The 18,749-nt window shown below is 65.7% G+C and carries 16 protein-coding genes; 12 read left to right on the top strand and 4 right to left on the bottom strand.

All coding sequences use genetic code 11. The features are described from left to right. Positions 1 to 76 precede the first annotated feature (76 nt). The 8 genes from rpe (at position 77) to E1956_RS04940 (ending at position 7,691) form a co-directional block, all read left to right on the top strand. Positions 77 to 778 carry a ribulose-phosphate 3-epimerase gene (rpe, locus tag E1956_RS04975; protein ID WP_134747654.1) on the top strand — a complete coding sequence of 234 codons (702 nt, stop codon included), beginning with the start codon at positions 77 to 79 and terminating at the stop codon, positions 776 to 778. Continuing rightward, positions 775 to 1,482 (top strand): phosphoglycolate phosphatase, encoded by a 708-nt coding sequence (locus tag E1956_RS04970; RefSeq protein ID WP_134747653.1) that lies wholly within the window; start codon positions 775 to 777, stop codon positions 1,480 to 1,482. The genes rpe and E1956_RS04970 overlap by 4 nt, the downstream gene beginning before the upstream one ends. A 517-nt stretch (positions 1,483 to 1,999) precedes the next feature. After that, positions 2,000 to 3,493 carry an anthranilate synthase component I gene (gene trpE, locus E1956_RS04965; RefSeq protein ID WP_134747652.1) on the top strand — a complete coding sequence of 498 codons (1,494 nt, stop codon included), beginning with the start codon at positions 2,000 to 2,002 and terminating at the stop codon, positions 3,491 to 3,493. Between the two features lie 14 nt (positions 3,494 to 3,507). Then, on the top strand, positions 3,508 to 4,089 hold the full coding sequence (locus E1956_RS04960) for an aminodeoxychorismate/anthranilate synthase component II (protein ID WP_028218391.1): 582 nt from the start codon (positions 3,508 to 3,510) through the stop codon (positions 4,087 to 4,089). A gap of 15 nt (positions 4,090 to 4,104) precedes the next feature. After that, positions 4,105 to 5,136: an anthranilate phosphoribosyltransferase gene (trpD, locus tag E1956_RS04955; protein WP_134747651.1), complete on the top strand. Its 1,032-nt coding sequence runs from the start codon at positions 4,105 to 4,107 to the stop codon at positions 5,134 to 5,136. 46 nt (positions 5,137 to 5,182) lie between these two features. Then, positions 5,183 to 5,968: an indole-3-glycerol phosphate synthase TrpC gene (gene trpC, locus E1956_RS04950; RefSeq protein WP_134747650.1), complete on the top strand. Its 786-nt coding sequence runs from the start codon at positions 5,183 to 5,185 to the stop codon at positions 5,966 to 5,968. 23 nt (positions 5,969 to 5,991) lie between these two features. Beyond that, entirely contained in the window at positions 5,992 to 6,618 is a 627-nt protein-coding gene (locus E1956_RS04945) for a CYTH domain-containing protein (RefSeq protein ID WP_134747649.1), read from the top strand. An 80-nt stretch (positions 6,619 to 6,698) separates the two neighbouring features. Continuing rightward, a complete protein-coding gene (locus E1956_RS04940; RefSeq protein ID WP_134747648.1) occupies positions 6,699 to 7,691 on the top strand; it encodes a uracil-DNA glycosylase in 993 nt (330 codons plus the stop codon). Positions 7,692 to 7,806: 115 nt separating this feature from the next. On the opposite strand, the gene E1956_RS04935 is transcribed toward E1956_RS04940, so the two are convergent. From E1956_RS04935 to E1956_RS04920, 4 genes are all read right to left on the bottom strand, one after another. After that, positions 7,807 to 8,403, bottom strand: coding sequence for an FMN-dependent NADH-azoreductase (locus E1956_RS04935; RefSeq protein ID WP_134747647.1), 597 nt, complete (start codon positions 8,401 to 8,403; stop codon positions 7,807 to 7,809). A 215-nt stretch (positions 8,404 to 8,618) separates the two neighbouring features. After that, positions 8,619 to 10,409 carry a M61 family metallopeptidase gene (locus E1956_RS04930; protein WP_134747646.1) on the bottom strand — a complete coding sequence of 597 codons (1,791 nt, stop codon included), beginning with the start codon at positions 10,407 to 10,409 and terminating at the stop codon, positions 8,619 to 8,621. A 167-nt stretch (positions 10,410 to 10,576) separates the two neighbouring features. Beyond that, complete coding sequence (locus E1956_RS04925) at positions 10,577 to 11,308, bottom strand: DsbC family protein (RefSeq protein WP_134747645.1); 732 nt, start codon at positions 11,306 to 11,308, stop codon at positions 10,577 to 10,579. A 315-nt stretch (positions 11,309 to 11,623) separates the two neighbouring features. Next, positions 11,624 to 12,796: a UbiH/UbiF family hydroxylase gene (locus E1956_RS04920; RefSeq protein WP_134747644.1), complete on the bottom strand. Its 1,173-nt coding sequence runs from the start codon at positions 12,794 to 12,796 to the stop codon at positions 11,624 to 11,626. Positions 12,797 to 13,020: 224 nt separating this feature from the next. Here E1956_RS04920 and hmpA point away from each other — a divergent pair, with 224 nt between their 5' ends. From hmpA to E1956_RS04900, 4 genes are all read left to right on the top strand, one after another. Next, positions 13,021 to 14,232: an NO-inducible flavohemoprotein gene (gene hmpA / locus E1956_RS04915; RefSeq protein ID WP_134747643.1), complete on the top strand. Its 1,212-nt coding sequence runs from the start codon at positions 13,021 to 13,023 to the stop codon at positions 14,230 to 14,232. 329 nt (positions 14,233 to 14,561) lie between these two features. Next, entirely contained in the window at positions 14,562 to 15,656 is a 1,095-nt protein-coding gene (ychF, locus tag E1956_RS04910) for a redox-regulated ATPase YchF (RefSeq protein WP_134747642.1), read from the top strand. A 39-nt stretch (positions 15,657 to 15,695) separates the two neighbouring features. Continuing rightward, positions 15,696 to 17,360, top strand: coding sequence for an energy-dependent translational throttle protein EttA (gene ettA, locus E1956_RS04905; protein WP_134747641.1), 1,665 nt, complete (start codon positions 15,696 to 15,698; stop codon positions 17,358 to 17,360). Between the two features lie 174 nt (positions 17,361 to 17,534). Next, positions 17,535 to 18,716, top strand: coding sequence for a DUF748 domain-containing protein (locus E1956_RS04900; protein WP_134747640.1), 1,182 nt, complete (start codon positions 17,535 to 17,537; stop codon positions 18,714 to 18,716). Positions 18,717 to 18,749: the final 33 nt, after the last annotated feature.

Raw genomic sequence — 18,749 nt, 5'->3', positions numbered from 1 at the left:
ACAACAACACAGGAAACTGGCGCGCGGCGCCCTGACGGTAAAATACGGTTTTTCCGTCAGTTTTCCGATTGCCGCCATGACGCAATTCCGCATCGCTCCCAGCATCCTTTCCGCCGACTTCGCGCGTCTTGGCGAGGAAGTCCGTAACGTCGTCGCAGCCGGCGCCGACTGGATCCACTTCGACGTGATGGACAACCATTACGTGCCGAATCTGACCATCGGCCCGCTCGTGTGCGAGGCGATCCGCCCGCACGTGAACGTGCCTATCGACGTGCATCTGATGGTGCGCCCCGTCGACCGCATCGTGCCCGACTTCGCCAAGGCCGGCGCGAACCTGATCAGCTTTCACCCCGAGGGCTCGGACCATATCGACCGCACGCTCTCGCTGATCCGCGACCACGGCTGCAAGGCCGGTCTCGTGTTCAACCCGGCCACGCCGCTGAACTACCTCGACCACGTGATGGACAAGCTCGACCTCATCCTGATCATGTCGGTGAACCCGGGCTTCGGCGGCCAGTCGTTCATCCCCGAGGCGCTCAACAAGCTGCGCGAGGCGCGCGCGAAGATCGACGCCTACACCGCGCGCACGGGCCGCGAGATTCATCTCGAAGTCGACGGCGGCGTGAAGGTCGACAACATCGCCGAAATCGCGGCGGCGGGCGCGGACACCTTCGTGGCCGGCTCGGCGATCTTCGGCAAGCCCGACTACAAGGCCGTGATCGACCAGATGCGCGCGCAGCTCGCAAGCGTGAGCGCCAACGCCGGCAACGCACAATGAGCGCGGCCGTCCAGTTCAAGGCGCCGCGCATCGAAGCGGCGCTGATCGACCTCGACGGCACCATGGTCGACACCGCCGACGACTTCGCCGCGGGCCTGAACGGCATGCTCGCGCAGCTCGACGCGGAGGAAACCACGCGCGAGGAAGTGATGGGCTACGTGGGCAAGGGCTCGGAGCATCTGATCCGCAGCGTACTCGCGCCGCGCTTTCATGCCGAGCACGTCGAGGCGCGCTTCGAGGAGGCGCTCGCGCTCTACCAGGACGAGTACGCGAAGATCAACGGCAGCTACACGCGCCTCTATCCAAACGTGGAAGCGGGTCTCGCCGCGCTGCGCGACGCGGGCATCAAGCTCGCGTGCGTGACCAACAAGCCGTATCGCTTCGCCGTGGAGCTGCTGCAGCAATACGACCTCGCGCGGTACTTCGAGGTCGTGCTGGGCGGCGACAGCCTGGCGAAGAAAAAGCCCGATCCGCTGCCGATGCTCACCGCATGCGAGCGTCTGGGCGTGGCGCCGCAAGCGGCGGTCGCCATCGGCGATTCGGAGAACGATGCGCTTGCGGGCCGCGCGGCGGGCATGGCCACGCTCACGGTGCCGTACGGCTACAATCACGGCCAGCCTGTACAAAAAATTGAGTCGGATGGTATAGTTGCCTCGCTGCTCGACGCCGCCAAGGCGGTCGCAGCGCACAATCTTCTGACCTAAGTTCTCGACTTACAGTCACCTTATCCTCATGTTTCTGAATAAAAAACGGAGTCTGAGCAGCATCGACCGGGGAGCCTGGCCCTGGCGTCGCTGGTCGCGCTAACCTCTCCCGAGGTTCGCTGAAGTCGCGCGCAAGCCCTTCTTCAGCTCCGTTTTTTACTTCGCTGCGCTTTCGCGCGTGTCTCGACTCTAAACTGTTGCGCTAACCCGTCGGCTGGTCTGGCCGTGGTGTTTCGCTGTCCTTGCGTGTGGTTTCGTCGTCCGTAAGTTGTCCTCGACGCGGCCCACCTGCCAGGGCACGCTAACGCCTACGCCTCGCACCCGTCGCCGCGATGCCGCAACCGGCCTGGCAAGCGTTTCGCGATGCCGGGCAGCATGAGCCACATGAGCCACGAACGTTTCGCCAGCGCAATCAAGCACTCAAAACAGACGCCATCGCGCACACGCCGCGCCCCTTTTTGAGCCGCACTGGGCCCGCACCCGACGTCGCGACCGGCAGCACGCACAGGATCGGAACATGACCGAACTCGAATTTCAGTCCCTCGCCAACGAGGGCTACAACCGCATTCCGCTGATCGCCGAAGCGCTGGCCGATCTCGAAACGCCGCTCTCGCTGTACCTGAAGCTCGCGCAGCCCGAGCGCGGCGGCGCCAACTCGTTCCTGCTCGAATCCGTGGTGGGCGGCGAGCGCTTCGGGCGCTACTCGTTCATCGGCCTGCCCGCACGCTCCTTGATCCGCACGCGCAACGGCGTGTCGGAAGTCGTGCGCGACGGCCAGGTCACGGAAACGCACGACGGCGATCCGCTCGAATTCATCGCGCAATACCAGGCGCGCTTCAAGGTCGCGCAGCGCCCCGGCCTGCCGCGCTTCTGCGGCGGTCTCGCCGGCTACTTCGGCTACGACGCGGTGCGCTACATCGAGAAAAAGCTCGCCGATACCTGCCCGCCCGACGACCTCGGCCTGCCCGATATCCAGTTGCTGCTAACCGAGGAAGTCGCGGTCATCGACAATCTCGCGGGCAAGCTCTACCTGATCGTCTACGCCGACCCGCAAACGCCCGAGGCCTACACGAAGGCCAAGCACCGCCTGCGCGAACTCAAGCAGCGCCTGCGCACGACAGTGCAGCCGCCGGTGACCTCGGCGAGCGTGCGCACCGAGACCTATCGCGAGTTCAAGAAGGACGACTACCTCGCCGCCGTGCGCAAGGCGAAGGAATACGTCGCCGCGGGCGAGCTGATGCAGGTGCAGGTCGGCCAGCGCATCTCCAAGCCGTATCGCGACAATCCGCTCTCGCTCTACCGCGCGCTGCGCTCGCTGAACCCGTCGCCGTACATGTACTACTACAACTTCGGCGACTTCCACGTGGTGGGCGCCTCGCCGGAGATTCTGGTGCGCCAGGAACAGCGCGGCGAAGACCGCATCGTGACGATCCGTCCGCTCGCGGGCACGCGTCCGCGCGGCAACACGCCCGAGCGCGACGCCGAGCTCGCGACCGAGCTGCTCAACGATCCGAAGGAAATCGCCGAGCACGTCATGCTGATCGACCTCGCGCGCAACGACGTGGGCCGCATCGCCGAGATCGGCTCGGTGGCGGTAACCGACCAGATGGTCATCGAAAAGTACTCGCACGTGCAGCACATCGTGAGCTCGGTGGAAGGCAAGCTCAAGCCCGGCATGACGAACTACGACGTGCTGCGCGCGACCTTCCCCGCCGGCACGCTCTCGGGCGCGCCCAAGGTGCGCGCGATGGAGCTCATCGACGAGCTCGAGCCCGTGAAGCGCGGTCTCTATGGCGGCGCGGTTGGCTATCTCTCGTTCAACGGCGAGATGGACCTCGCGATTGCGATCCGCACCGGCCTCATCCACAACGGCAATCTGTACGTGCAGGCCGCGGCGGGCATCGTCGCGGATTCGGTGCCCGAGTCCGAATGGCAGGAAACCGAGAACAAGGCGCGCGCCGTGCTGCGCGCCGCCGAGCAGGTGCAGGACGGCCTCGACAGCGACTTCTGAGCGGAGACAAGACCATGTTGCTCATGATCGACAACTACGATTCGTTTACCTACAACATCGTCCAGTACTTCGGCGAGCTTGGCGAAGACGTCCACACGTATCGCAACGACGAAATCACCCTCGACGAAATCGCGAAGCTCAACCCGGCGCGCATCTGCCTCTCGCCCGGACCGAGCAACCCGCAGCACGCGGGCATCACGCTCGACGTGCTGCGCGAGTTTTCCGGCCAGATTCCGATTCTCGGCGTGTGCCTCGGCCATCAGGCCATCGGCGAAGCGTTCGGCGGGCGCGTCGTGCGCGCGAAGACCATCATGCACGGCAAGGTGAGCCAGATCGAAACCGACTGCAAGGGCGTGTTCGCCGACCTGCCGAAGCACTTCAACGTAACGCGCTATCACTCGCTCGCGATCGAGCGCGAGTCGCTGCCCGACTGCCTCGAAGTCTCGGCATGGACCGAGGACGGCGAAATCATGGGCGTGCGTCACCGCGAACTCGAGGTGGAAGGCGTGCAGTTCCACCCGGAATCGATCCTCTCCGAGCACGGCCACGCGCTGTTCGAGAATTTCCTGAAGCAGTCGAAGGCGCGCAGCGCGTAAAACGGAGCCACGACCATGTCCATTACCCCGCAAGAAGCGCTGCAACGCACGATCGAGCACCGCGAGATCTTCCACGACGAGATGCTGCACCTCATGCGCATGATCATGCGCGGCGAGCTCTCGCCCGTGCTCTCGGCGGCCATCATCACCGGCCTGCGCGTGAAGAAGGAAACCATCGGCGAGATCGCGGCGGCCGCGACCGTGATGCGCGAATTCGCGAATCACGTCGAGGTGAAGGACAACTCGAACTTCATCGATATCGTCGGCACGGGCGGCGATGGTTCGCACACCTTCAATATCTCCACGGCCTCGATGTTCGTCGTGGCAGCGGCGGGTGCGAAGGTCGCCAAGCACGGCAACCGCGGCGTATCGAGCAAGTCGGGCAGCGCGGATGTGCTCGAAGCGCTCGGCGTGAACATCGACCTGCAGCCCGACCAGGTGGCCGCATCGATCGCCGAGACGGGCATGGGCTTCATGTTCGCGCCCAACCATCATCCGGCGATGAAGAACATTGCCGCCGTGCGCCGCGAGCTGGGCGTGCGCACGATCTTCAACATCCTCGGCCCGCTCACGAATCCGGCCGGCGCGCCCAATCAGCTGATGGGCGTGTTTCACCCGGACCTCGTCGGCATTCAGGTGCGCGTGATGCAGCGTCTGGGCGCGAAGCACGTGCTCGTGGTGTACGGCAAGGACGGCATGGACGAAGTTTCGCTCGGCGCGGCCACGCTCGTGGGCGAGCTGAAGGACGGCGAGATTCGCGAGTACGAGATCCATCCCGAAGACTTCGGCATGCAGATGGTCTCGAACCGCTCGCTCAAGGTCGAAAACGCCGACGAATCGAAGACCATGCTGCTCGGTGCGCTTTCGAACGAGCCTGGAACGGCGCGCGAGATCGTCACGCTCAATGCGGGCACGGCGCTCTATTCGGCCAACGTCGCGAACTCGATCGCCGACGGCATCGCGCTCGCGCGCGAGACCCTCGCGAGCGGCCGCGCGCGCGCCAAAGTCGACGAACTGGTACGCTTCACGCAACAGTTCAAACGCTGATCGAACACTGTTTTTGCCCGTATTTGCCCGAATTTCTCCGATAGCCATGAGCGACATCCTCGAAAAAATCATTGCGGTGAAGCGCGAAGAAGTCCGCGCCGCCGAGCAGAGCGCACCGCTCGAAGAACTGCGCCTCGCGGCGAGCGCGCGCGACTTGCGCGACTTCGTCGGCGCTTTGCGCGCGAAGCACGAGAGCGGCCAGGCGGCCGTGATCGCCGAAGTCAAGAAGGCGAGCCCCTCCAAAGGCGTGCTGCGCGAGAACTTCCAGCCCGCCGAAATCGCGCGCTCGTACGCCGAGCACGGCGCGGCGTGCCTTTCCGTGCTCACCGATGTGCAGTTCTTCCAGGGCAGCGTCGCCTACCTCGAAGCCGCACGCGCCGCGTGCAATCTGCCGGTGCTGCGCAAGGACTTCATCGTCGATCCGTACCAGATCGTCGAAGCGCGCGCGATGGGCGCCGACGCGATCCTGCTGATCGCCGCCGCGCTGCAGCCTGGTGAAATGCGCGACCTCGAAGCGCTCGCGCATTCGCTGGGTCTTGCCGTGCTCGTCGAAGTGCACGACCGCGAAGAGCTCGAGCACGCGCTCACGCTGAAGACGCCGCTTATCGGCATCAATAACCGCAATCTGCGCACCTTCGAGACCACGCTGCAAACCACCATCGACATGCTCGATGACGTGCCCGAAGACCGCATCGTCGTGACCGAGTCGGGCATTCTCTCGCGCGCCGATGTCGAGAAAATGCGCGCGCTCTCGGTGCACACGTTCCTCGTGGGCGAAGCGTTCATGCGCGCGGAGCAGCCGGGCGCGGAACTCGCGCGCATGTTCTTCTGATCGCAGGTAAGTGAAAAGCAGCAATGGCTATCGAACGCGAAATCAAGCTCGCGCTGCCGCGCGACCAGGTAGAAGCGGCGCTGCGTCTCTTCGAGGCGCGCGCCGGCGTGCCGGGCCGTGCGGTGCGGCTCGAGAACATCTACTTCGACACGCCGTCGCTCACGCTCGCGCGCGCGAAGAGCGCGCTGCGGCTGCGCCGGGCGCCCGAAGGCTGGCTGCAGACGTTCAAGACCGTGGGCGTCGCGCAGAGCGGGCTGCATGAGCGGCACGAGTGGGAAATGCCCGTCGCGGGCGAGGCGCTAGAGATCGAGCGGCTGTTGCAGGAGTGCGACGAAGCGGGTGTCTCGACCGCCCTCACGCAGGCCGCCGCCGCGCTGATCCCGCTCTTTCGCACCGACTTCACGCGCACGTTGTGGGTGCTCGAGGTCGATGGCGCGCAAGTGGAAGCCGCCATCGATCAGGGCGAGATCACCGCGGACGTGAACGGCACGTTACGCCGCGCGCCGATCTGCGAAATCGAGCTCGAGCTGAAAGGCGGCGACGAAGCCGCGCTGCGCACGCTCGCCAAAACTCTGACGCAGGCGCTGCCGGGCCTCGCGCCCGACGATATCAGCAAGGCGCAGCGCGGCTACAAGCTACGCGAAGGCTGAGCACGGCGCGACACGCGGTGTGCCCTTTGCGAACCCAGCCGGATTGAATCGCCGCGCGATTCTTGCGACACTTGCCGCCCATGACCTCCACGAAACACACGCGCGCCGCGGCGCCAGCGCAAGCCTCGCTCTTCGACGACGAAGCGCCAGAGGTGGCGCTGGCCACGCTCGACGAAACGTCCGCGCCCGAAGTCGATCCGCGCCAGATCACGATCTTCTCGCTCTTCGACGACGACGAATTCCCCGCGCCCGCAGCAGCCCCGCTATCCGCCAGCCAATCCGCAGCAGCCATGCCTGATACGCCCCCAATGTCCCAAGCCGCGTCCAAAGCGGCGTCCGACGCGAACCCCGCGATCACGCGTCTCGAAGACCAGTTCGCCGCGCTGCCCACTGCGTGGCGCGAGTTGCTCTCGCCGTTCATCGCGAGCGATGCCTACGCGCCGCTGTGCCGCTTCGTCGACGACGAGCGCGCCGCCGGCAAGACCGTCTATCCCGCCGATGTGTTCCGCGCGCTGCGCCTCACCTCGCCCGACGAAGTGAAAGTGGTGATCCTCGGCCAGGACCCCTACCACGGCGACGACCGTGGCACGCCGCAGGCCCATGGCCTCGCGTTCTCGGTGCCGCCGGCGGTGCGCACGCCGCCCTCGCTGCGCAACATCTTCAAGGAGATCGCGGCGAGCCTCGGCATCGAGGCGCCGGCGCACGGCTGCCTCGACGCGTGGGCGCGTCAGGGCGTGCTGCTGCTCAACACGGTGCTCACCGTCGAGCGCGCGAACGCCGCGAGCCACGCGAAGCGCGGCTGGGAGCGCTGCACCGACACGCTGATCCACGAACTCGCGACGCGTCACGAGCATCTCGTCTTCATGCTGTGGGGCGCCCATGCGCAAAACAAGCGCGCGCTGCTCGGCGCGGGCCAGCATTGCGTCCTGGAGGCGCCGCATCCGTCACCGCTCTCGGCGCACCGGGGCTTCCTCGGCTGCGGACATTTCGCGCAGGCCAACGACTACCTGGCGGCGCACGGCCGCACGCTCATCGACTGGCGCCTGCCGGACACCGCCGAAGTGCTCGCCTGAAGCGCGCCACGCACAACGAAAAACGCCACGAAGCTCGCTTCGTGGCGTTTTTGCGGCTCGCGATGCAGCGCAATGAAGCACTGCATCGCCATCGCTTCGAGGGAAGCGCAGCCGCTTAGGCCGCTGCAATCGCCTCACGCGCGCTCGCGAGCGCTGCGCTGGCTGCTTCCGGACCCATGTTCAGGCCTTCGGCGTAGATGAAGCTCACGTCGGTCATGCCGAGGAAGCCGAGGAACGACTTCAGGTACGGCGTCTGGCTGTCGTGCGGGGTGCCATGGTACTTGCCGCCGCGCGCCGAAACCACGAACACCTTCTTGCCCTTCACGAGGCCTTCGGGGCCGGTTGCCGTGTACTGGAACGTGATGCCGGCTCGCGCGATGAAGTCGAAGTACGTCTTCAGTTGTGACGAGATGCCGAAGTTGTACATCGGCGCGCCGATCACGATAACGTCCGCGGCTTGCAGTTCGGCGATCAGCGCTTCGCTGCGTGCGGCGATGGCCTGCTGCTCCGGCGTGCGCTGCTCGGCCGGCGTGAAGAACGCGCCAAGAATGGCGTCGTCGAGGTGCGGCAGCGGCTCGGCTTGCAGGTTGCGCGCGACAACCTTCGCGCCCGCGTTCGATTGTTGCAGCTTGTTCGTCAGTTCGTTGACGAGTTGCGTCGACTGGGCGCCTTGCGAGCGGGCGGCGGAATTGATTTGCAGGATCGTGGTCATGGTGGCTCCTTCGGGGTCTCAGTTGCGCAACGTTGCGCGAGTGAAGCCATTGTGTTTTTTTGCCGTGCTGCGAAAAAGTAGGCCGCCGATGACGGATTGTTGCAACGATAGAACAATCGCGAAGGCAAAAAGAAAGGCGGCGGGCCAGATGGCCCTGCCGCCTTGCTTGCCGCCCTGGTTTCCGGTCGCGGGCCGTGCGCCCGCCGCGCCTGCGATCAGGCAGCCAGCCAGCGCTCGCGCAGCGCGCGCGGCGCCGGCCGCTTGTCGGTGACGCTGAGCTTGTAGCGCGCGATCTCGGGCGTATCGAGGGTCAGACGCGCGACGCGCAACTCATCGCGGCGGAACGCGTGGATCTCCACCTTGGCGCCGGGCTGGTAGCGCGCGAGCAGCGCGTCGAGATTCGCGCCGGTGACGCGCAGGCCGTCGAGCGCGACCAGCGCATCGCCGGCCGAAAGCCCCGCCTTTTGCGCCGCGCCGCCCTCGTAGACGACCGCGAGCGTCGCCTCGGCGCCGCCACGCAGGCGCGCGCCCAGCGACGGCTTCGCGCCGCGCTCGGGCTCGCCTTCGAGCTGCACGCCGAACGGCTCGAACAGCGTGGCGAGCGGCAGATCGCGCGTGCCGTACACGGCATCGGCGAACAGGCCGTCCAGTTCCACACCCGTTGCTTCGGCGATCAGCGCCTCGACATCGTCCTCGCCCACGCCCACCGGCTTGCCGCGATAGAAGTCACGGCCATAGCGCTGCCACAAGAGGCGCATCACGTCGTCGAGCGACTTGCGGCCATTGGTTTGCGCGCGGATGGAAAGGTCGAACGCGAGCGCGACGAGCGAGCCCTTCGTGTAGTAGCTCACGATCGCATTCGACGCGTTCTCATCCTGGCGGTAATACTTGACCCACGCGTCGAACGAACTTTCGGCGACGCTCTGCTTCAGGCGGCCCGTGCCGCGCAGCACGCCGCCGACGGTCTTGCCGAGCAGCCCGAAGTAGTCATCGACTGAAATGAGGCCGCTGCGCAGCAGCATCAGGTCGTCGTAGTAAGAGGTGAAGCCCTCGAACAGCCACAGCAGCGAGGTGTAGTCCTCGCGCGTGAGGTCGTACGGCGCAAACGCGGCGGGCTTGATGCGCTTCACGTTCCACGTGTGGAAGTACTCGTGGCTGCACAAGCCGAGATACGTGCGATACCCGTCAGTCGTCTCGGGCTTGCCCTTCACGGGCAGATCGGTGCGATTGCAGATGAGCGCCGTGGACGCGCGGTGCTCGAGGCCGCCGTAGCCATCGCTCACGGCCTGCGTCATGAACACATAGCGCTCCATCGGCGCGCGCTTCGTGCGCGGCTCGAAGAGCGCGATTTGCGCCTCGCAGATCTTCTTCAGGTCGGTGGCGAGGCGTTCGGTGTCGAGCGCCACCACGCGGCCCGCGATCACGATGTCGTGCGGCACGCCGTGCGCCTTGAAGCTCGCGAGCGTGAATTCGCCGAGCGTGACGGGGTGGTCGATCAGCTCGTCGTAGCCCGACGCCGTGTATTCGCCGAAGCCGTAGCGCTTGGTGCCGCGCGCCTCCGCGAGCGCGGTGGCGACGCGCCAGTGGCGATACGCGTGGCCGTCGGGGCGCTGGATGTCGACCACGTGCTGCGCGCCCTCATGGCCGAGCGCCGCGAGAAACACGCTCGTGCCGTTGAAGAAGCCGACCGTGTCGTCCAGATGCGCCGCCCGCACCGACATGTCCCACGCATAGACCTCATAGCGCAGCGTGAGCGCGCCCTTCACGGGCGCGGCCTGCCAGGTGTGCTTGTCGGTCTTGCTGATGCGCACCTTGCGGCCCGCTTCGTTGCTGGCGCGCACCGTGACGATGTTGCGCGCGAACTCGCGCACCATGTAGCTGCCCGGAATCCAGACGGGCAGCATGAAGCGCTGGCCGTCCGGCGCGGGGTCCTCGACGGTGAGCGTCACTTCGAACAGGTGCGCGGCGGGGTTCTTCGGGACGATGGTGTATCGGATCGGCTTCATCGGCAGGATCGGTGACGGTTTCGATGAGCGATTGCGCCGAGCGCTGCGCCACAGGCAACCGGTGCCTGCAAGGCGGGCTCACGCGCGGCAATCGCGAGCATTCGGAATAATCGGTGGACAAAAAAGACACCGGCCGCAAAGAGCGGCCGGCAGGTTCGGTCGGGGCTTCAGCGCGCGGCGCTCAAGGCGCTTTCGAGCCGGTCGGCGCTGACCGCGCCCGGCAGCCGCGTCCCGTCCGCCAGGATCACGGTGGGCGTGCCGGTCACGTTCATTCGCGCGCCGAGCTTCAGATTGCTGTCGATCGCGGCGGTGTTGCAGCTGCCCGAGGCGGTGGGCGCTTTACGGTCGACCATCCACGACTCCCACGCCTTCGCGCGGTCGGTCGAGCACCAGATCGACTTCGCCTTCGCCGTGGAGTCGTCGGACAGCACGGGGTACAGGAAGGTGTAGACCGTCACGTTGTCGATGGACTTGAGCGTGCTTTCGAGCTGATGGCAGTACGGGCAGTTCGGATCGGAGAACACGGCCATCTGACGTTTGCCGTTGCCCTTCACGACCTTCACCGCGTTCTCGAGCGGCAGCTTCGAGAAGTCGACCTTGTTGAGCTCGGCGAGGCGCGCTTCGGTGAGGTTGCGGTGCGCCTTGGTATCGACGAGGTCGCCCGTGAGCACGTAATCGCCGTTGGCGTCGCTGTAGATGATCTGCGTGCCGAGGTTCACCTCGTAGAGGCCGGCCATGGGCGCCTTCGTGATGCTCTTGATGTCGCCGCCGTCCACCCCGAGGCGCGACTGCAGTGCGGCCTTGATCTTGTCGGTGGTCTGGTCGGCCTGCGCCGAGCAGCCGAGCACCGAGGCGACCGCCGCGAGCACGATCGCGGCAATGCGAATACGCTTTTGCATGTGATGCTTTCCTGATTCTGGGACGCCTGGCGCAAATCGCGCACATTGCGTTCCGGGTGAAATTCGGGCATGGCGGCGATGGATCGAGGCTGCGGCCTCATCTTGATGCATGCGCCCGACTCCTGCGCTCGATCCGTGCGTGGCCCATGGCCAGATACGCCCATTCTAAGCTCCCCTGAACGGAAGCAACCGAAATACCCGCTGTGACGGGCGCAGTTGATGGCGCAACGGGTGGAGTCCGACGGGGCGGTGCCGCGAGGGCCCGCTCCAGGACGGCGAGACGGCGAGCACGCCGCTGCGCCGCGGCTTCGCTGCTCAGCCGAGCGCCGACGCCACCAGCCAGCGCTTGACGAGCGGCTGCGCCCCGACGAACGCCATGCCGGTGTTGCGCAGCACGCGCGCGAGCGTGCCGGGCACCGAGAAGAGCCGCTGCAAGCCGTCGGTGGCGATGACGAGCTTCTGGATGTCTTCGCGGCGGCCGCGCTCGTAACGGCGCAGCAGCACCGTATCGCCGATGTCACGAAATGCTTCCTTCTGCGTGATGACGTCGACGAGCGCGGCCACGTCGCGCAGGCCCAGGTTCACGCCCTGCCCCGCGAGCGGGTGAATCAGGTGCGCGGCGTCGCCGACCAGCGCGACACGGGGCGCGATCAGGCGATCGACGGTCTGCAAGGCCAGCGGGAAACCGCGCGCGGGCGTGACGCACTCGAGCGCGCCGTGCAGCTTCTGCGTCACGCGCTCGACTTCGGCGGCGAGCTGCTGCGGATCGAGCTTGAGCAGCTCATCGGCGTGTTCCGTTTGCGCCGACCAAACCAGCGACACATGCCGGTCCGGCAGAGGCAGCAGCGCAATGATCTCGCCGTCCCGGAACCATTGGTAGGCACATTCGCCGTGCGGCCTTTCTGCGCGGAAATTGGCGACCACGCCGGTCTGCCGGTAGTCGCGCCGCTCGACCTTCGAGCCGATCTGCGCGCGTACCCACGAATGCGCGCCGTCGGCGCCCACGGCCAGATCGGCCTCGATCGTGCGGCCGTTCGCAAGACCGATCACGGCGGCGTCGGGCTTCACGTCGAGCGTCTGCGCGCGCGCATCGATCCACGTGAGATTGGGCTGGAAATGCAGCGCGGCGTCGAGCGCGCGCTCCACCAGCGACGACTCGGCAATCCAGGCGAGCTGCGCCACCGACGCCTGATACGCGGAAAAGTGCAGCTCCGCGGCGGCGTCGCCGAACACGCGCATGTCGTAGACGGGCGTGAGGCGCGCGGCGTCGACGGCCTGCCAGACCCGCAGCCGCTCGAACAGCGCGTGCGAGCTGCGCGAGAACGCATAGACGCGCGCATCGAAAACGGCGCCGGCGGGCAGCGGCGCGCACGGTTGCGCGAGCAGCGCCACGCGCAGGCCGCCCTGAGTCAGCGCGAGCGCCGCCGCCTTGCCGACGAGCCCGCCGCCGATCACGGCAACGTCAAAGGTCTGGTTGGTTGAAGTCATCCGCGCATTATAGCTGCGGGGGGTAGTCTGACAGGGCCGGATGGGCGGCCGGTTGCGGTGAGGCAAAGGCGTGGTGAGGTGTCGCGGGCCGGGGGCTGAACGAGCGCGCAACACCCCGTCTTACAGCACAATCAGGCCTCGATTCCGACCCGCCTTGTCGACGCACGAACCACTGCCTAGGCTTCACTGAACGCAGCCATTCCATTGCCACAGAGGGACAAGCCATGCTGACCCAAAAGACGAAGGACATCGTCAAGGCCACCGCACCGGTTCTGGCCGATCACGGCTACGACATCATCACGCACTTCTACAAGCGCCTGTTCGAAGCCCATCCCGAGCTGAAAAACGTGTTCAACATGGCGCATCAGGAGCAGGGCCAGCAGCAGCAGGCGCTCGCCCGCGCGGTCTACGCGTATGCGGAGAACATCGAAGACCCGAGCAGCCTGATGGCCGTGCTGAAGAACATCGCCAACAAGCACGCGAGTCTCGGCGTGCGGCCCGAGCACTACCCCATCGTCGGAGAGCACCTGCTGGCTGCGATCAAGGAAGTGCTGGGCGCCGCCGCCACCGACGACATCATTTCTGCATGGGCGCAGGCCTACGGAAATCTGGCCGATGTCCTGATGGGCATGGAAAGCCAGTTGTACGAGAGCTCCGCCGGCCAGCCGGGCGGCTGGACCGGCTGGCGCAGCTTCGTCGTGCGTGAAAAGCGGCCCGAAAGCAGCGTGATCACATCGTTCATTCTCGAGCCGGTCGACGGCAAGCCGGTCGTGAACTTCGAGCCCGGCCAGTACATCAGTGTCGCCGTCGAGGTGCCGGCCTTGGGCTTGCAGCAGATTCGCCAGTACAGCCTCTCGGACACGCCGAACGGCCACAGCTACCGCATCTCGGTAAAGCGCGAGAGCGGCGGCCCCAATCCCCCGGGCTACGTCTCGTGCCTGCTTCACGACCACGTCAACGTCGGCGACGAGATCAAGCTGGCCGCGCCGTATGGCAGCTTCCATATCGACGTCGACGCGAAGACGCCCATCGTGCTGATCAGCGGGGGGGTCGGATTGACGCCGATGATCAGCATGCTCAAGCAAGCCATCCAGGACCCGCAACGGCGCGTGGTGTTCGTACACGGCGCGCGCAACAGCGGCGTGCACGCCATGCGCGACCGGCTGCGCGAGGCCGCGAGGACGTATGCCAATTTCAGCCTGATCGTGTTCTACGACGACCCTTTGCCGCAGGATGTCGAAGGCCGGGAGTTCGATCATGCCGGGCTCGTGGACATCAAGGCGATCAAGAACGCAATCCTGTTGCCCGAAGCCGACTACTACATCTGCGGCCCGATCCCGTTCATGCGGATGCAGCACGACGCGCTCAAGGAACTGGGCGTTCGTGAAGCCAGGATCCACTATGAGGTGTTCGGCCCGGACCTGTTCGCCGAATAGGCGAACGCGGGCAAAAGGGGCAGAACGCCCTCGGGAAGCGCCTGCCGGCGGATGCAACCTGCCGGGGCTTGCCGTTCTCACGCGTCGCAGCCGGCGAGGACCGGCTGCGTCCTTGAAGTCGCCCCGCCCCACGGCGATCAACGCCCCCGAACGGGTTACAATTGCCACTTTTCGAGCACAAAATCCGTACGAATTCGTGGGCCTCGTGGCCGCATGCGTATGCTTTGTCTCGTCCCCGAATTCCCCTTGCGGCTGTCGCGTTCCGGTCATCGCCGGACCTCCAGCGACACGACGACCAGCCGTAACCAACTGATTCAAAAAGGTTTTCCATGAGCCTCAAATGCGGCATCGTCGGCTTGCCCAATGTCGGGAAGTCCACCCTGTTCAACGCGCTGACCAAGGCCGGCATCGCGGCTGAAAACTACCCGTTCTGCACGATCGAGCCGAACGTCGGCGTGGTCGAAGTGCCGGATCCGCGCCTGAAGGCGCTCGCCGAGATCGTCAAGCCCGAGCGCGTCGTGCCGGCCGTGGTCGAGTTCGTCGACATTGCGGGTCTCGTCGCCGGTGCGAGCAAGGGCGAAGGCCTCGGCAACCAGTTCCTCGCGAACATCCGCGAAACCGACGCCATCACGCACGTCGTGCGCTGCTTCGAGGACGAAAACGTCATCCACGTCGCGGGCAAGGTCGACCCGCTCGCCGACATCGAAGTCATTAACACCGAGCTCGCGCTCGCCGACCTCAGCACCGTCGAAAAGGCGCTCACGCGCTACTCGAAGGCCGCCAAGTCGGGCAACGACAAGGAAGCGGCAAAGCTCGTGGCCGTGCTCGAGAAAGTGCGCGCGCAGCTCGACGAGGCGAAGCCCGTTCGCGCGCTCGACCTCAACGAGGACGAGCAGGCGCTGCTCAAGCCGTTCTGCCTGATCACCGCGAAGAAGACCATGTACGTCGCGAACGTGAAGGACGACGGCTTCGAGAACAACCCCTACCTGGAAACCGTGCGCAAGCACGCCGAAGCCGAAGGCGCGCCGGTGGTGGCCGTGTGCGCGGCGATCGAAGCCGAAATCGCCGACCTCGACGACGAAGACAAGATCGCGTTCCTCGCCGACATGGGCATGGACGAGCCGGGCCTCGACCGCGTGATTCGCGCGGGCTTCAAGCTGCTCGGCCTGCAAACGTACTTCACGGCGGGCGTGAAGGAAGTGCGCGCGTGGACGATCCATGTGGGCGACACGGCACCGCAGGCAGCGGGCGTGATCCACACCGACTTCGAACGCGGCTTCATCCGCGCGCAGACCATCGCCTTTAACGACTATGTCCAGTTCAAGGGCGAAACCGGCGCGAAGGAAGCCGGCAAGATGCGCGCCGAAGGCAAGGAATACGTCGTGCACGATGGCGACGTGATGAACTTCCTGTTCAACGTTTAAGCGCAACGCCTTTTTCTTCCCGTTTCCAAAGACACTCTCATGGCCCAATACGTCTTCACCATGAACCGGGTCGGCAAGATCGTGCCGCCCAAGCGCCAGATCCTGAAGGACATTTCGCTGTCGTTCTTCCCGGGCGCGAAAATCGGCCTGCTCGGCCTGAACGGCTCGGGCAAGTCCACGCTCATCAAGATCATGGCCGGCGTCGACAAGGACATCGAAGGCGAAGCCACGCCGATGCCCAACCTGAACATCGGCTACCTGCCGCAGGAGCCGCAACTCGACCCCGAAAAGACCGTGCGCGAAGCGGTCGAAGAGGGTCTGGGCGACGTGTTCAACGCGCAGAAGAAGCTCGACGAGATCTACGCAGCTTATGCGGAGCCGGACGCCGATTTCGACGCCCTCGCCGCCGAGCAGGCGAAGTACGAAGCGATCCTCGCGACCACCGATGGCAGCGCGGAACAGCAGATCGAAATCGCCGCCGACGCGCTGCGTCTGCCGGCCTGGGACGCGAAGATCGGCAACCTCTCGGGCGGTGAAAAGCGCCGCGTCGCGCTGTGCAAGCTGCTGCTCGAAAAGCCCGACATGCTGCTGCTCGACGAGCCGACCAACCACCTCGACGCCGAATCGGTCGAGTGGCTCGAGCAGTTCCTCACGCGCTTCCCGGGCACCGTGGTCGCCGTGACCCACGATCGCTACTTCCTCGACAACGCCGCCGAGTGGATTCTCGAACTCGACCGCGGCCACGGCATTCCCTGGAAGGGCAACTACTCCAGTTGGCTCGACCAGAAGGAAGAGCGCCTGAAGCAGGAAGAAGCGACGGAATCGGCACGCCAGAAGGCGATCAAGAAGGAACTGGAGTGGGTGCGCCAGAACCCGAAGGGCCGCCAGGCGAAGTCGAAGGCGCGTATCGCGCGCTTCGAGGAACTGTCGAGCTCCGATTACCAGAAGCGCAACGAAACGCAGGAAATCTTCATTCCGGCGGGCGAGCGTCTGGGCAACGAAGTCATCGAGTTCAAGAACGTCAGCAAGTCTTACGGTGATCGTCTGCTGATCGACGACCTCAGCTTCAAGATTCCGGCGGGCGCGATCGTCGGCATCATCGGGCCGAACGGCGCCGGTAAGTCGACGCTGTTCCGCATGCTCACGGGCAAGGAACAGCCGGATTCGGGCGAGATCGTGCAAGGCCCGACGGTCAAGCTTGCTTACGTCGATCAAAGCCGCGATGCGCTCGAAGGCGACAAGACCGTGTTCGAAGCAGTTTCGGGCGGCGCGGACGTGCTGACGGTGGGCAAGTACGAAACGCCGTCGCGTGCGTATATCGGCCGCTTCAACTTCAAGGGCGGCGATCAGCAGAAGATCGTCGGCAACCTCTCGGGTGGTGAACGCGGCCGTCTGCACCTGGCCAAGACGCTGATTTCGGGCGGCAACGTCCTGCTGCTCGACGAACCGTCGAACGACCTCGACGTCGAAACGCTGCGCGCGCTCGAAGACGCCCTGCTCGAATTCGCGGGCTCGGTCATGGTGATCTCGCACGATCGCTGGTTCCTCGACCGTATCGCCACGCACATCCTCGCGTTCGAAGGCGACTCGCAGGTCACGTTCTTCGACGGCAACTATCAGGAATACGAGGCCGACAAGATCAAGCGCCTCGGCGAGGAAGCGGCGCGTCCGAAGCGTCTGCGCTACAAGCCGATCAGCCGGTAATCGACACGCCGGTGCATCCGGCGATCGAATCTGGCGAAGGGAAAGAACGGCGGCCCGCGGGCCGCCGTTCTGCTTTGCGGCGCGCGCGGCATGGCGGTTGCTCGAAGGCGTCTGCGGGTGTCCCGCGTGAGTACTGCATTAGCCCTTTCGTCCCCACCACCGCGAGGAATCCCCATGGCGATGTTGCCCCGTAAAAGGGCTTGGGTCATCGCGGCGATCGCCGTCGTGCTACTCGCGCTGCTCGCGGCATTCGGCGCGCTCTATGCGCTGCAACGCGAGGCGAAGTCCTACGTCGAGCGCGCGCTCGCACCCGTGGGCACGGCGGCGCACATCGAGGTGGCCTTCGACCTCACCTCCATCGAGCTGACCGGCGTGCGCCTGAAACCGCCACCCAACTGGCCCACCGCCGACACGCTCCACGCCGCGCGCATCACGATCGCGCCCGACCTGCGCGCGCTGCTTGCGCATCGCGTGCACATCCGCGACGTGACCGTGCACGACTTCACGATGACGGTCGTGCGCCGTGCGAACGGGTCCATCGTGCTGCTGCCGAATCTGCGCGCGGCATTGGCGCAAAGCGCCGCGCCCGGGTCCGGCACGAGTGGCGCAAGCGGCGCAGCGGGCGAAAGCATGCTCCCGCGCGAAAAGGTCATCGACCACATCGGCTTCGAAAACGGCGTGTTCGAGTTCTACGACCGCTCAATCAGCACGCCACCGTGGCACGTGACGGTGAATCGCGCACAAGGCAGCGTCGATCACGTGCACCTGCCCGCGCTCGCGGAACCCACGAACGTCTCGGTCACGGGCAGCGTCGTTGGCCCCACGCACACGGGCCGCGTCAGCTTCGAAGGCTGGGTGCAGATCGCGAGCAAGGACTCGCAAACGCATACGACGCTGCGCGGCGTCGATATCCGGACGATCGATCCGTATTTGCTGAAGAAGGCCGGCGCGCAGGCCGACGTGACCGGCGGCACGCTCGACCTCGATCTGAGCGCGACCGTGAAGGGCTATCGCCTGCACGCGCCGGGCGCCGTCACGCTGCACAACCTGCAGCTCAAGGAGAGCGCCAACCCCGTCGACACCTTCCTGTCGATCCCGACACGCGCCGCCGTGGCCGCGCTCAAGACGCACAAGGGCGACATCACGCTGCATTTCGTCCTCGACGGGAATTTGCGCGACCCGAAGTTCAAGCTCAACGAAAGCCTGATGACGGAGCTGCGCGCAGGCTTTGCACAGGCGCTGGGTGTGAGCGCGGAAGGCGTTGCGAAAGGCGCCGGGCAGACCGCGAAGGGGATCGCCGACGCTTTGCGCAACCTGCTGGGCCAGCCGGCCGCGCCGGCGCCGGCATCGAAATAGGTGGCTCGCCGCCCGCTCGTGCGGGTGCGCTCT

This window comes from Paraburkholderia pallida (assembly GCF_004524855.1).
Taxonomy (GTDB): Bacteria; Pseudomonadota; Gammaproteobacteria; order Burkholderiales; family Burkholderiaceae; genus Paraburkholderia; species Paraburkholderia oxyphila.
Note: the sequence above shows the minus strand (reverse complement) of the source record. Positions and strands in the feature narration are given on the sequence as shown.

What these genes read in the sequence shown, in the direction of transcription:
- E1956_RS04960 (WP_028218391.1), top strand. Translation starts at nt 3,508, where the DNA reads ATGTTGCTCATGATCGACAACTACGATTCGTTTACCTACAACATCGTC.
- E1956_RS04900 (WP_134747640.1), top strand. Translation starts at nt 17,535, where the DNA reads ATGGCGATGTTGCCCCGTAAAAGGGCTTGGGTCATCGCGGCGATCGCC.
- E1956_RS04935 (WP_134747647.1), bottom strand. Translation starts at nt 8,403, where the DNA reads ATGACCACGATCCTGCAAATCAATTCCGCCGCCCGCTCGCAAGGCGCC.
- E1956_RS04940 (WP_134747648.1), top strand. Translation starts at nt 6,699, where the DNA reads ATGACCTCCACGAAACACACGCGCGCCGCGGCGCCAGCGCAAGCCTCG.
- trpE (WP_134747652.1), top strand. Translation starts at nt 2,000, where the DNA reads ATGACCGAACTCGAATTTCAGTCCCTCGCCAACGAGGGCTACAACCGC.
- hmpA (WP_134747643.1), top strand. Translation starts at nt 13,021, where the DNA reads ATGCTGACCCAAAAGACGAAGGACATCGTCAAGGCCACCGCACCGGTT.
- rpe (WP_134747654.1), top strand. Translation starts at nt 77, where the DNA reads ATGACGCAATTCCGCATCGCTCCCAGCATCCTTTCCGCCGACTTCGCG.
- ettA (WP_134747641.1), top strand. Translation starts at nt 15,696, where the DNA reads ATGGCCCAATACGTCTTCACCATGAACCGGGTCGGCAAGATCGTGCCG.
- E1956_RS04970 (WP_134747653.1), top strand. Translation starts at nt 775, where the DNA reads ATGAGCGCGGCCGTCCAGTTCAAGGCGCCGCGCATCGAAGCGGCGCTG.
- trpC (WP_134747650.1), top strand. Translation starts at nt 5,183, where the DNA reads ATGAGCGACATCCTCGAAAAAATCATTGCGGTGAAGCGCGAAGAAGTC.
- trpD (WP_134747651.1), top strand. Translation starts at nt 4,105, where the DNA reads ATGTCCATTACCCCGCAAGAAGCGCTGCAACGCACGATCGAGCACCGC.
- E1956_RS04925 (WP_134747645.1), bottom strand. Translation starts at nt 11,308, where the DNA reads ATGCAAAAGCGTATTCGCATTGCCGCGATCGTGCTCGCGGCGGTCGCC.
- E1956_RS04920 (WP_134747644.1), bottom strand. Translation starts at nt 12,796, where the DNA reads ATGACTTCAACCAACCAGACCTTTGACGTTGCCGTGATCGGCGGCGGG.
- ychF (WP_134747642.1), top strand. Translation starts at nt 14,562, where the DNA reads ATGAGCCTCAAATGCGGCATCGTCGGCTTGCCCAATGTCGGGAAGTCC.
- E1956_RS04945 (WP_134747649.1), top strand. Translation starts at nt 5,992, where the DNA reads ATGGCTATCGAACGCGAAATCAAGCTCGCGCTGCCGCGCGACCAGGTA.
- E1956_RS04930 (WP_134747646.1), bottom strand. Translation starts at nt 10,409, where the DNA reads ATGAAGCCGATCCGATACACCATCGTCCCGAAGAACCCCGCCGCGCAC.